Source organism: Streptomyces sp. NBC_01267 (assembly GCF_036241575.1).
Classification (GTDB): Bacteria; Actinomycetota; Actinomycetes; order Streptomycetales; family Streptomycetaceae; genus Streptomyces.
Genome location: NZ_CP108455.1, coordinates 4,340,938 through 4,353,469 on the forward strand (window position 1 = coordinate 4,340,938; position 12,532 = coordinate 4,353,469).

Here is a 12,532-nt window from a genome sequence, read left to right on the forward strand (position 1 = left end):
CGACGGTGTGGGCGGCCATGGCGACGGCTTCGATGTGCGTGGTGTTCGCCGCTCTGCTCGCGATGGGACAGGCCGTGGCTGCCCGTCACCGGGCAGGTGGTGCAGCGGATTTGGCCGCCCTGGCCGCTGCCGACCGGGCACTGCTCGGCCAGGCCTCCGCCTGCGGCGCGGCGGTGAAGGTGGCCGCGGCGCAGGGGGCCCGCGTGGTGCGCTGTGCGGTGAACGGCGAGATCGCCGATGTGACGGCGCAGGCGCGCTTCGGTCTGTACACGCCGGAGATCAGGGCACGGGCCGGCCCGCCGGATGCGGCGGACGGAGGGGCACCGGAGGCTCCGGAGGGGCCTCCGGGTCCGGACGGCCGGGTGGACCCGGGCGCCGAAGCAGGGCCCGTGCGGGAAGCAGCCCCCGCCTCCGGCGTATTCACCCGTTCGGTCTATTGGGCGGCAGATTCCCCGGCCTGTTCGCCAGGGGCGTCCCGGAGGAGTTCCGCGAGCAGGCGTACGGCGCCCCGCTTGTGCAACGGGTCGTTGCCGTTGCCGCACTTGGGGGACTGGATGCAGGAGGGGCAGCCCGCGTCGCACTCGCAGGAGGCGATGGCCTCGCGGGTCGCTGTGAGCCACTCACGGGCCGTGTGGAAGGCCCGTTCGGCGAAGCCCGCCCCGCCGGGGTGGCCGTCGTACACGAAAACCGTGGGCAACAGGGTGTCCGGGTGCAGCGGAATGGAGACGCCGCCGATGTCCCAGCGGTCGCAGGTGGCGAAGAGAGGCAGCATTCCGATGGAGGCGTGCTCGGCGGCGTGCAGGGCTCCGGCCAGCTGTTCCGGGTTGACGCGTGCGGCATCGAGCTGGTCCTCGGTGACCGTCCACCACACCGCTCGGGTGCGCAGAGTGCGCGGTGGCAGATCGAGCTTCGACTCGCCGAGCACCTCACCGGTGATGAGTCTGCGGCGCAGGAAGGAGACGACCTGGTTGGTGACCTCGACGGAGCCGTAACAGAGCCGCCCGGAACCCCACGGGATTTCGGTGTCGGTCTCCAGGACGGAGATCGCGGTCGTGTCCCGTGCGGTGGTCGAGTACGGCGGACTGGCCTCCTCGACGAGGGCGGCCGAATCCTCCAGGTCCAGGTGCTTCACCAGATAGGTGCGTCCCTGGTGGAGGTGGACAGCGCCGTCGTGGACGGCGGTGTGGGCAGCCGCTTCGTCGACCGTGCCGAGCAGCCGCCCGGTCCCCGCCTCGACGATCTGCACGGGACTGCCGCCTTCGCCCCGGATATCGGTTAGTTCGGCGGCCCGCTCCCGCCGGGTCCAGTACCAGGACTTTCCCCGCCGGCGCAGGAGCTTCGCGGTCTCCAGCTGCGGCATGAGCCCGGCGGTCGCCGGTCCGAAGAGTTCCAGATCGGATTCTGTGAGCGGCAGTTCCGCCGCTGCCGCGCACAGATGAGGGGCGAGGACGTACGGGTTGTCGGGGTCCAGGACGGTGGTCTCCACAGGCTGTTTGAACAGCGCGTCAGGGTGGTGCACCAGGTAGGTGTCCAGTGGGTCGTCACGGGCCACCAGAACGGCGAGTGCGCCTCTTCCCGAGCGTCCCGCGCGGCCTGCCTGCTGCCAGAGCGATGCCCGGGTGCCCGGATAGCCGGCGATGACGACGGCATCGAGACCGGAGACGTCGATGCCGAGCTCCAGGGCCGTGGTGGCCGCGAGGCCGAGGAGCTCGCCGGAGTGCAGGGCGGCTTCGAGGGCGCGACGCTCCTCGGGGAGGTAGCCGCCCCGGTAGGCGGCGACCCGGCCGGCGAGCGAGCGGTCGATCCCGGCGAGGCGTTCCTGGGCGATGAGGGCGATGAGTTCGGCGCCGCGCCGGGAGCGTACGAAGGCTACCGAGCGCACGCCCTGCACGGTCAGGTCGGTCAGGAGGTCGGCGGTTTCGGCGGTGGCGGTACGGCGTACGGGTGCGCCCTGTTCGCCGTGCAACTCGGTGAGTGGAGGTTCCCAGAGGGCGAAGACCAGTTCGCCGCGCGGAGAGGCATCGTCGGCCACCTCGTGGACCGGCAGGCCGGTGAGGCGGCCCGCGGCCACGGCGGGCTCGGCGGCGGTGGCCGAGGCGAGCAGGAAGACGGGATCGGCGCCGTAGCGGGCGCAGAGGCGGCGCAGCCGGCGGACCACCTGGGCGACGTGCGAACCGAAGACGCCCCGGTAGGTGTGGCACTCGTCGATGACCACGAAGCGCAGGGCGCGCAGGAAGGAGGCCCAGCGCGGATGGGAGGGCAGGATTCCGCGGTGCAGCATGTCCGGATTGGTGAGGACGTAGTTGGCGAACTGACGTACCCATTCGCGTTCTTCGACGGGCGTGTCCCCGTCGTACACGGCGGGTCTGATGCCGTGGCCGAGCGGTGCCGCGAGCTCCTTGAAAGCGCGCCGCTGGTCGGCCGCGAGGGCCTTCGTGGGGGCGAGGTAGAGCGCGGTCGCGCCGCGGCCGTTGGGGGCCTCCGAGCCGTCGAGGAGGGTGGAGAGCACCGGCGCGAGATAGGCAAGCGATTTGCCCGAAGCAGTACCCGTGGCGATGATCACAGACTCGCCGTCGAGTGCGTGTTCGGCCGCGACGGCCTGATGGGCCCACGGGTGTTCGATGCCACGCGCCTGAATGGCGGCGATCACTTCCGGTCGGATGCGATCGGGCCAGACGGCATGACGTCCCGCACGCGGGGGCAAGTGCTCCGTATGAGTGATGCGCGAAGCCCGGCTCTGCCCTGCGGAGAGACGGTCGAGGACCTCCCGGGGATCGGGTCGTACACCCGTGTCCCCGGTGGGTCGCCTGGAGCGGTGATTCTTGGCCATCGGCACCGAGTGTGTCACTGGCATGACGGACAATGGGCTCAAGGCGTCGTGCATGGCTGCTGGTAAGTGATTGAATGCCATCGCGGCTGGCGATCCGTTCCCTGGCTCCGCCGGGGAGACCACAGGGTGCGGCCGCTCGATAGCAAGGTGCTGGAGGATCCGTGGACCTGTCCCTGTCGACTCGCAATGTGTCCGGGCCTGGTGGCGACCGTACGGTCGTCGAGGTCGGTGGCGAGATTGATGTATATACCGCGCCCAAGCTGCGCGAGCAGTTGGTCGAGTTGGTGAACGACGGCAGTTATCACCTGGTCGTCGACATGGAGGGCGTGGACTTCCTCGACTCCACCGGACTCGGCGTGCTCGTCGGCGGCCTGAAGCGCGTGCGTGCCCATGAGGGCTCGCTGCGCCTGGTCTGCAACCAGGAGCGCATTCTCAAGATCTTCCGTATCACCGGTCTGACCAAGGTGTTTCCCATTCACACCACGGTCGACGAAGCCGTCGCGGCAACCGACTGACGGCGCCGGAGGAAGAACGCAGGGGTACCGGGCTCCCAGCCCGGTATCCCGGAGAAGCACGCCCGTACCTCTGAGGGGGATCGCATGGCCACCGTTGAACTCCGTTTCAGCGCCCAGCCCGAACATGTCAGAACGGCCCGCCTGGTGGCAGCCGCCGTGGCACGCAGGGCCGGGGTCGATGAGGCCGTGCTGGACGAAGTGCGGCTCGCGGTCGGCGAGGCGTGCTCCCGTGCGGTGGGTATGCACCGCGGAAATGGCATCGACGCCCCGATCCGGGTCGTACTGACCGAGGAGGAGAAGTCGTTCTCCATCGAGGTCGGGGACGAGGTGCCGACAGCGGGTGGTGCCTCCGCGGGTTCCGGGGCGCGCGACGCTTCGGCCGCGGGGGGCGCCGACCCGTCCTTCGACGTGTCCACGGACGGTGAGGACGAGATGGGCCTCGCGGTCATCAGTGGTCTCGTCGACGACGTGGAAGTGACCACGGGCGAGTCCGGAGGAGTCATCCGGATGACCTGGCCGACGGCCTCGGCGACGGAGGAGGCGTGATCAGGAATTCCTGAAACGCGTGGGCGTTTCTTGATCTCCCTCTCCGTTTTTCTTGATCCCCTTTATCCGTCCTGATGATTTAACGGCCCTGCTGAGCAGGGCCTTTTTCTTTTCTCGCGATCGTTTGAATCGTCGATCAATGCTTCTGCGCCATTACTGACGCTGATCGGGTTTATTCAGGCGAAGGTCAATTCGGTTTGCCGCGCCCTTTTTTGATCAGGATCCTCTCCTTAGAATCCGTCCACATCTTGAGCTCTGAGCATCAAGGAGGACGAATGGCGGGGTTCTTCGACCCACAGCAGTCCGAACACACCACCTCACTCGCAGCCGCGGCACTCACCGACGGCAACCGGATCATCGTGATCGTCATCGCCGTGGTGGCGCTGGCGGCCCTGCTCGTCGCCCAGCTGCTGGTACGTCAGGTACTGGCCGCCGGTGAGGGCACCGACTCCATGAAGCAGATCGCGGCAGCCGTGCAGGAAGGCGCGAATGCCTATCTCGGAAGGCAGTTGCGCACTCTCGGCACCTTCGCCGTCGTCGTGTTCTTCCTGCTCTTCCTGCTTCCCGCCGACAACTGGTCGCAGCGCGCGGGACGTTCCGCATTCTTCCTGGTCGGTGCGCTTTTCTCGGCGACCACCGGATACATCGGGATGCGTCTTGCCGTACGGGCGAATGTGCGGGTCGCGGCAGCCGCACGAGAAGCGACTCCGGCAGAGGGTGAGGAAGAAAAGGATCTCACCACTGTCTCGCACAAGGCAATGAAGATCGCTTTCCGGACGGGCGGCGTCGTGGGCATGTTCACGGTGGGCCTCGGCCTGCTCGGTGCCTCCTGCGTCGTCCTCGTCTACGCCGCCGACGCCCCGAAAGTGCTGGAGGGTTTCGGCCTGGGAGCCGCGCTGATCGCCATGTTCATGCGCGTCGGCGGCGGCATCTTCACCAAAGCCGCCGATGTCGGAGCCGACCTGGTCGGCAAGGTCGAGCAGGGCATTCCGGAGGACGACCCGCGCAACGCCGCGACCATCGCCGACAACGTGGGCGACAACGTCGGCGACTGCGCGGGCATGGCGGCCGACCTCTTCGAGTCCTACGCCGTGACACTCGTCGCCGCACTCATCCTCGGCAAGGCCGCCTTCGGGAATTTCGGCCTCGCCTTCCCTCTGATCGTTCCGGCGATCGGCGTGGTCACCGCGATGATCGGCATCTTCGCGGTCGCCCCGCGGCGCGCTGACCGCAGCGGGATGTCGGCCATCAACCGCGGGTTCTTCATCTCCGCGGTGATCTCCCTGATCCTGGTGGCCGTCGCGGTGTACGTCTATCTGCCCTCGTCCTACGGGGACCTGGACGGGGTCACCGACACCACCATCAGCGGGCACAGCGGTGACCCGAGGGTCCTGGCGCTGGTCGCGGTCGCCATCGGCATCGTCATGGCCGCGCTCATCCAGCAACTGACCGGGTACTTCACCGAGACCAGCCGCCGCCCGGTCCGGGACATCGGCAAGTCCTCGCTGACCGGAGCCGCGACCGTCGTTCTGGCCGGTATCTCCATCGGGCTGGAATCCGCCGTCTACACCGCGCTGCTCATCGGACTCGGCGTCTACGGGGCGTTCCTGCTGGGCGGTACGTCGGTCATGCTCGCCCTCTTCGCGGTGGCCCTCGCGGGCACCGGGCTGCTCACCACCGTCGGTGTGATCGTCGCCATGGACACCTTCGGACCGGTGTCCGACAACGCTCAGGGCATCGCCGAGATGTCCGGTGACGTCGAAGGCGCGGGCGCCCAGGTGCTCACCGACCTGGACGCGGTGGGCAACACCACCAAGGCCATCACCAAGGGCATCGCCATCGCCACGGCGGTGCTCGCGGCCTCGGCCCTCTTCGGTTCGTACCGCGACGCGATCGCCACCGCCGTCGACGACGTCCATGCCAGGGCGGGCGAACTGGGTCTGAACATGGACATCTCGCAGCCCAACAATCTGGTGGGCCTGATGTTCGGCGCGGCGGTCGTCTTCCTCTTCTCCGGGCTGGCGATCAACGCGGTCTCGCGCTCGGCCGGAGCCGTGGTCTACGAGGTGCGGCGGCAGTTCCGCGAGCACCCCGGGATCATGGACCACACAGAGATGCCGGAGTACGGCCGGGTGGTCGACATCTGCACCAAGGACGCGCTGCGCGAGCTGACCACGCCCGGTCTGCTGGCCGTGATGGCGCCCATCGCGGTGGGCTTCACGCTCGGCGTGGGCGCACTCGGCTCGTTCCTCGCGGGGGCGATCGGGGCGGGCACCCTGATGGCCGTCTTCCTGGCCAACTCGGGGGGCGCGTGGGACAACGCGAAGAAACTCGTCGAGGACGGCCACCACGGAGGAAAGGGCAGCGATGCCCATGCCGCGACGGTCATCGGGGACACGGTCGGTGACCCGTTCAAGGACACCGCGGGCCCGGCGATCAACCCGCTGCTCAAGGTGATGAACCTGGTGGCGCTGCTGATCGCGCCCGCGGTGGTGAAGTTCAGCTACGGCGACCACGCGAGTGCCGGGGTGCGTGCCGTGGTGGCGACGATCGCGATCCTGGTGATCGTCGGCGCGGTGTACGTGTCCAAACGGCGCGGCATCGTGGTGGGCGAGGACGGCGAGGCAGGTGAGTCCACGGGCGCCGGTGAGCAGGCCGGCCCGGCAGTGGTCACCTGACACCATTCGCTGAGGAGCCGTCAGGGAGGGTGCGGGCGACGCGAGCTGACGCGCCGTCCGCCCCTCTGCCCTCTCGGGCTGTGCTCTCGGGCTGTCCTGTCGGGGGCCCGGCGCCCGTGAGTCTTGTCTCTCTCGCCGTCTTGGTGCAAATGGCTTCAATAAGCCATAATTCGGGCGCACGACACGCGAATGTCGCCCACTTGGCGTGTATGTTCCGGGGCCGAGAGCCTTGGAAGGGACCAATCCGGTGAACAAGAAGCTTGCGGCCGCACTGTCCGGCGGTGCGGTACTGGTAGTGGCGTTGTCGGGCTGCAGTGACAGCAGCAACGACAACAAGACGAACGACTGGGCCAAGACGCTCTGCGTTCAGATCGGGCCTCAGCTGGCGAAGATCAACAAGGCCAACCAGCAGATCACCGCTGTTGCGGCGGACGGCAAGCCCGCGGACATCCAGAAGGCCGACTCGGCCGCGTTCCAGGATCTGTCGGAGGCCGACGCGGCCATCGCCGCCGCCCTCAAGAAGACCGGCCCGCCGCCCGGCGACGACGGGAAGACGATCCAGCAGAACGCCATCACCGAGCTGAACGCCAACTCGAAGGCGTACGCGGACCTGAAGAAGCAGGTCGACGCGCTGGACGTGAAGGACCAGCAGAAGTTCTCCGACGGCCTCAAGGCCATCGGCGAGGACATGAAGAAGATCAACGAGACGGCGTACAAGAAGCTCTTCTCCGGCGACACCGGTAAGGCGCTGCTCAGCCAGGACGCGTGCAAGGTCGCGACGTCCTCGCCGTCGCCCACGGTCGCCCCTTCCAAGGCGTAGCGTCCGCGGCAGACCGAGGCGTAGGGCGCACCGACCAAGGCGTAGCGCCCGCAGTGGAAGTCCCGTCCGGACCGCAGCGGCCCGGTGTCCCGCGCGGATGCCGGGCCGTGCTGCTGTTGTCAGTGGCGACCGCCACAATGGGCGGGTGAGTACGACCAGTCTTCCCGCGCCCGACCGTTCGCCCCAGATCCGCGAGGCCCTGCTCGCCGCGGACTTCACCGCCGACGGCCTGCTCGACCTGCTCGGCGCGCCCGCGTATGCCGCGCTGGCCCGCAGCGAGACGGTGCCCGCCCTGCGCGCCACGCGCGGCCGGACCGCACTGGAGACCCTGGTGCGGCTCTTCCTGCTGCAGCGGCCCGTTCCCGCCGAGCGGGCCGCCGCGGCGCTGCCCCTGGAGGAGTGCGTCGCCGACGGCTGGGTGGTGCGTGCGGGCGACGACGTGCGGGCGACCGTGGACATCCGGCCGTACGGCGGTCCCGAGGGCGAGGACTGGTTCATCGTCTCGGATCTGGGCTGCGCGGTCGGCGGCGCGGGCGGTATCGGCAGCCAGGACGAAGGCGTCGTGCTCGGCGTCGGCGGGGCGTCCACCACACTCGCCGGGATCACTGTCCGTACGCCTGTCGGAAAAGCACTCGATCTCGGTACCGGGTCCGGTATCCAGGCGCTGCACGCCGCACAGCACGCCACAGAGGTGACCGCCACCGACCTCAATCCCCGGGCGCTCGGCTTCACCCGGCTCACCCTCGCGCTCTCCGGAGCCCCCGCGGCCGATCTGCGGGAGGGCTCGCTCTTCGCGCCGGTGGCCGGCGAGACGTACGACCTGATCGTCTCCAACCCGCCGTTCGTCATCTCCCCCGGAGCCCGGCTGACCTACCGGGACGGCGGAATGGGCGGGGACGATCTCTGCCGCTCGCTCGTCTCCGAGGCGGGCGAGCACCTGAAGCCGGGGGGATACGCGCAGTTCCTCGCCAACTGGCAGCACGTGGAGGGCGAGGAGTGGCAGGACCGGCTGCGGTCCTGGGTGCCGCGTGGCTGCGACGCGTGGATCGTGCAGCGCGAGGTGCAGGACATCACGCAGTACGCCGAACTCTGGCTCCGGGACAGCGGTGACCACCGCACGGACCCGGAGGCGTACGCCGCACGGTACGAGGCGTGGCTGGACGAGTTCGAGTCCCGCAGGACCAAGGCCGTCGGCTTCGGCTGGATCACGCTGTACAAGTCGGGCTCGGAGCGCCCCTCGATCGTGGTGGAGGAGTGGCCGCACCCGGTCGAGCAGCCGCTCGCCGAGACCGTACGGGCGCACTTCGAGCGCCGGGACTACCTGCGCGACCACGACGACGCCGCACTGCTCGCCGACCGCTTCGAGCTCGCCGCCGAGGTGGTGCAGGAGCAGGTCGGGATGCCCGGCGCGGAGGACCCCGAGCATGTGATTCTCCGCCAGAACCGCGGCATGCGGCGGGCGACGAAGGTCGACACGGTCGGCGCGGGCTTCGCGGGCGTCTGTGACGGGACGCTCTCCGCCGGGCAGATCCTGGACGCCATCGCGCAACTGCTCGGTGAGGACCCGGTGCTGCTCAGGGACCGCACGCCGCAGTCCATCCGGTTGCTGGTGGAGGAGGGCTTCCTGGATCCGGTGGGTCCGTCCACCTGATCCGCGCCGGGCGGGAGCAGAGCGGAAGACCGGGGTCCGGCGGGGCGTGACGCTGTGCGGAGCACCTGTGTTCACTCGTAGTTCGCACCCGTGTCGCCCCGGGGTGCCAGCCTCACCACCCTGACCATCCGGGTCACTCGGGTACGGGGGAGGTACGGACATGGAGAGCGCGCCCGCGGTCTTCGCCGGAACGACATTCGCACTGTTCGGAGCAGCTCTGCTGCTGTGGACGGCGGTACGTGTGCTCCATCGCGCGCCGGTCGCGCAAGGGGCGGACCCCACGCGTTCCGCCACGCTGGCCGCGATCTTCGGTGTGGTGTCCCTCGGCCTCGGGGTGTGGTGCTTCGCCCAGGTCTGAGACGAGCGGCTCCGTACGGCGCCACCGCGGCGGACACGGAGCGTGACCGGGGTCCGGGGAAAGGCCCGGGGAAGGGCAGTGGGCCGATCCGGGCGGCAGGAATGGCGGTAGTCGGGTTACCGTTCCAGTGGCCGTTGCGGGCTTTCGCCGTTTGACACGGGGGCGGGATGTACCGTCACACTCCGCAGCGAGCATGACCACCGAGTGCCGACCGGAGAGAAGAGCCACGTTGTCCCCGACCAGCGAGACCGCACACGGCGGCCGCCGACTCGTCATTGTCGAGTCGCCCGCCAAGGCGAAGACGATCAAGGGCTACCTCGGCCCGGGTTACATCGTCGAGGCGAGCGTCGGGCACATCCGCGACCTCCCGAACGGCGCCGCCGAGGTACCGGACAAGTACACCGGCGAGGTACGCCGCCTCGGGGTGGACGTCGAGAACGACTTCCAGCCCGTCTATGTCGTCAACTCGGACAAGAAGGCGCAGGTCAAGAAGCTCAAGGAGCAGCTGGCCGAGTCGACCGAACTTTTCCTCGCAACCGATGAGGACCGCGAGGGCGAAGCCATCGCGTGGCACCTGCTGGAAGTCCTGAAGCCCAAGGTCCCGGTCCACCGGATGGTCTTCCACGAGATCACCAAGGAAGCGATCCAGGCCGCCGTCGCCAACCCGCGCGAGCTCAACAAGCGCATGGTCGACGCCCAGGAAACCCGCCGGATCCTCGACCGTCTCTACGGCTACGAGGTCTCACCGGTCCTGTGGAAGAAGGTCATGCCGCGCCTCTCGGCGGGCCGCGTGCAGTCCGTCGCCACCCGGCTCGTGGTCGAGCGGGAACGCGAGCGCATCGCTTTCCGTTCAGCTGAGTACTGGGACCTCACCGGTACGTTCTCCACCGGCCGCCAGGGCGATGCCTCCGACCCGTCCACCCTCGTCGCCCGGCTGAACTCGGTGGACGGCCGCCGGGTCGCCCAGGGCCGCGACTTCAACTCCACGGGGCAGCTCAAGAGCGAGGTCCTGCACCTCGACGAGACCAACGCCCGCGCGCTCGCCGCCGCGCTGGCCGACACGGCCTTCGCCGTGCGCTCGGTCGAGTCCAAGCCGTACCGCCGCTCCCCGTACGCCCCGTTCCGTACGACGACGCTCCAGCAGGAGGCCAGCCGCAAGCTGGGATTCGGTGCGAAGTCGACCATGCAGGTGGCCCAGAAGCTGTACGAGAACGGCTTCATCACCTATATGCGTACGGACTCCACGACGCTCTCCGACACCGCGATCAACGCCGCCCGTGCCCAGGTCACGCAGCTGTACGGCAGCGACTACCTGCCGGAGAAGCCGCGTACGTACGCCGGGAAGGTCAAGAACGCGCAGGAGGCGCACGAGGCGATCCGCCCCTCGGGCGACCGGTTCCGCACGCCTGCCGAGACCGGTCTCTCCGGTGATCAGTTCCGGCTCTACGAGCTGATCTGGAAGCGGACCGTCGCCTCCCAGATGAAGGACGCGGTCGGCAACTCCGTCACGGTCAAGATCGCGGGCACCTCCTCCGACAGCCGGGTCGCCGAGTTCTCCGCGTCCGGCAAGACGATCACCTTCCACGGCTTCATGAAGGCGTACGTCGAAGGCGCGGACGACCCGAACGCCGAGCTCGACGACCGTGAGCGCAGGCTCCCGCAGGTCACCGAGGGCGACCCGCTCTCCGCCGAGGAGATCACCGCCGACGGCCACTCCACCAAGCCGCCGGCCCGCTACACCGAAGCCTCGCTGGTCAAGGAGCTGGAAGAGCGCGAGATCGGCCGCCCGTCGACGTACGCGTCGATCATCGGCACGATCCTCGACCGCGGCTACGTCTTCAAGAAGGGCACCGCGCTGGTCCCCTCCTTCCTCTCCTTCGCCGTGGTCAACCTGCTCGAGAAGCACTTCGGCCGGCTCGTCGACTACGACTTCACCGCCCGGATGGAGGACGACCTCGACCGCATCGCGCGGGGCGAGGCCAAGTCCGTGCCGTGGCTGAAGCGTTTCTACTTCGGCGAGGGCGACGCCGGGGCCGGTGCCGCGTCCGAGGCGGGCAACGGCGACGGCGACCACCTCGGTGGGCTCAAGGAGCTCGTCACCGACCTGGGCGCCATCGACGCCCGGGAGATCTCGTCGTTCCCGGTCGGCGAGGGCATCGTGCTGCGCGTCGGCCGGTACGGCCCGTACATCGAGCGCGGTGAGAAGGACTCCGAGAACCACCAGCGCGCGGACGTGCCGGAGGACATGGCGCCCGACGAGCTGACCGTCGAGTACGCGGAGGAACTGCTCGCCAAGCCGAGCGGCGACTTCGAACTGGGCACCGACCCGGAGTCCGGTCACCAGATCGTGGCCAAGGACGGCCGGTACGGCCCGTACGTCACCGAGATCCTGCCCGAGGGCACGCCGAAGACCGGCAAGAACGCGGTCAAGCCGCGGACGGCCTCGCTCTTCAAGTCGATGTCCCTGGACACGGTCACGCTGGCCGACGCGCTCAAGCTGATGTCCCTGCCCCGTGTGGTCGGCACCGACGCGGAGGGCGTGGAGATCACCGCGCAGAACGGCCGGTACGGCCCGTACCTGAAGAAGGGCACCGACTCGCGCTCCCTGGAGACCGAGGACCAGCTCTTCGCCATCACGCTCGAAGAGGCACTGGCGATCTACGCCCAGCCCAAGCAGCGCGGGCGCGCCGCGGCCAAGCCGCCGCTGAAGGAACTGGGCACCGACCCGGTCAGCGAGCGGCCGGTGGTCGTCAAGGACGGGCGCTTCGGCGCGTACGTCACGGACGGCGAGACCAACGCGACGCTGCGGACCGACGACAGCGTCGAGGAGATCACTCCGGAGCGCGGTTACGAACTGCTCGCGGAGAAGCGCGCGAAGGGCCCGGCGAAGAAGACCGCCAAGAAGGCAGCGAAGAAGGCTCCGGCGAAGAAGACGGCGGCCAAGAAGACCACGACCGCGAAGAAGACCGCGGCGAAGAAGACCACCACGGCCGCGAAGAAGACGACCACGAAGAAGACGGCGGCCAAGAAGACGGCTGCCAAGGCCGCAGCGGACGAGTAGACACCCCCGGTCGAATCGGACGAGTAGACACGCCCGGTCGAATCGGGAGGGTGGCCGGTACGGTGCGCGGGAA

The 12,532-nt window shown here is 68.9% G+C and carries 8 protein-coding genes and 1 pseudogene; 8 read left to right on the forward strand and 1 reads right to left on the reverse strand.

Features of this window, described 5'->3' with window-relative positions; translation table 11 throughout:
* Positions 1-32: 32 nt before the first annotated feature.
* Positions 33-239: pseudogene (locus tag OG709_RS36100) on the forward strand (Rv3654c family TadE-like protein); the annotation flags it as partial.
* A 194-nt stretch (positions 240-433) separates the two neighbouring features.
* Here the strand turns inward: OG709_RS36100 and OG709_RS19975 are convergent.
* On the reverse strand, positions 434-2,911 hold the full coding sequence (locus OG709_RS19975) for a DEAD/DEAH box helicase (protein WP_250305521.1): 2,478 nt from the start codon (positions 2,909-2,911) through the stop codon (positions 434-436).
* An 80-nt stretch (positions 2,912-2,991) separates the two neighbouring features.
* Here OG709_RS19975 and OG709_RS19980 point away from each other — a divergent pair, with 80 nt between their 5' ends.
* The 7 genes from OG709_RS19980 (at position 2,992) to topA (ending at position 12,459) form a co-directional block, all read left to right on the forward strand.
* The gene (locus OG709_RS19980; protein WP_003967428.1) at positions 2,992-3,345 is read left to right on the forward strand and encodes an STAS domain-containing protein; all 354 of its coding nucleotides are present in this window, start codon (positions 2,992-2,994) and stop codon (positions 3,343-3,345) included.
* Between the two features lie 84 nt (positions 3,346-3,429).
* On the forward strand, positions 3,430-3,891 hold the full coding sequence (locus tag OG709_RS19985) for an ATP-binding protein (protein ID WP_266641573.1): 462 nt from the start codon (positions 3,430-3,432) through the stop codon (positions 3,889-3,891).
* Positions 3,892-4,166: 275 nt separating this feature from the next.
* The gene (locus OG709_RS19990; RefSeq protein ID WP_329167250.1) at positions 4,167-6,569 is read left to right on the forward strand and encodes a sodium-translocating pyrophosphatase; all 2,403 of its coding nucleotides are present in this window, start codon (positions 4,167-4,169) and stop codon (positions 6,567-6,569) included.
* 247 nt (positions 6,570-6,816) lie between these two features.
* On the forward strand, positions 6,817-7,389 hold the full coding sequence (locus tag OG709_RS19995; protein WP_250305518.1) for a small secreted protein: 573 nt from the start codon (positions 6,817-6,819) through the stop codon (positions 7,387-7,389).
* Between the two features lie 145 nt (positions 7,390-7,534).
* Positions 7,535-9,040, forward strand: a complete 1,506-nt coding sequence (locus OG709_RS20000) for a DUF7059 domain-containing protein (protein ID WP_443068547.1) — start codon at positions 7,535-7,537, stop codon at positions 9,038-9,040.
* A 160-nt stretch (positions 9,041-9,200) separates the two neighbouring features.
* Positions 9,201-9,398 carry a hypothetical protein gene (locus OG709_RS20005; protein WP_250305516.1) on the forward strand — a complete coding sequence of 66 codons (198 nt, stop codon included), beginning with the start codon at positions 9,201-9,203 and terminating at the stop codon, positions 9,396-9,398.
* A gap of 229 nt (positions 9,399-9,627) precedes the next feature.
* Entirely contained in the window at positions 9,628-12,459 is a 2,832-nt protein-coding gene (gene topA / locus OG709_RS20010) for a type I DNA topoisomerase (RefSeq protein WP_329167255.1), read from the forward strand.
* Positions 12,460-12,532: the final 73 nt, after the last annotated feature.

Bases quoted from the DNA above. Each gene is read 5' to 3' on its own strand.
- OG709_RS19975 (WP_250305521.1), bottom strand. From the start codon at position 2,911: ATGGCATTCAATCACTTACCAGCAGCCATGCACGACGCCTTGAGCCCA.
- OG709_RS19985 (WP_266641573.1), top strand. From the start codon at position 3,430: ATGGCCACCGTTGAACTCCGTTTCAGCGCCCAGCCCGAACATGTCAGA.
- OG709_RS19990 (WP_329167250.1), top strand. From the start codon at position 4,167: ATGGCGGGGTTCTTCGACCCACAGCAGTCCGAACACACCACCTCACTC.
- OG709_RS20005 (WP_250305516.1), top strand. From the start codon at position 9,201: ATGGAGAGCGCGCCCGCGGTCTTCGCCGGAACGACATTCGCACTGTTC.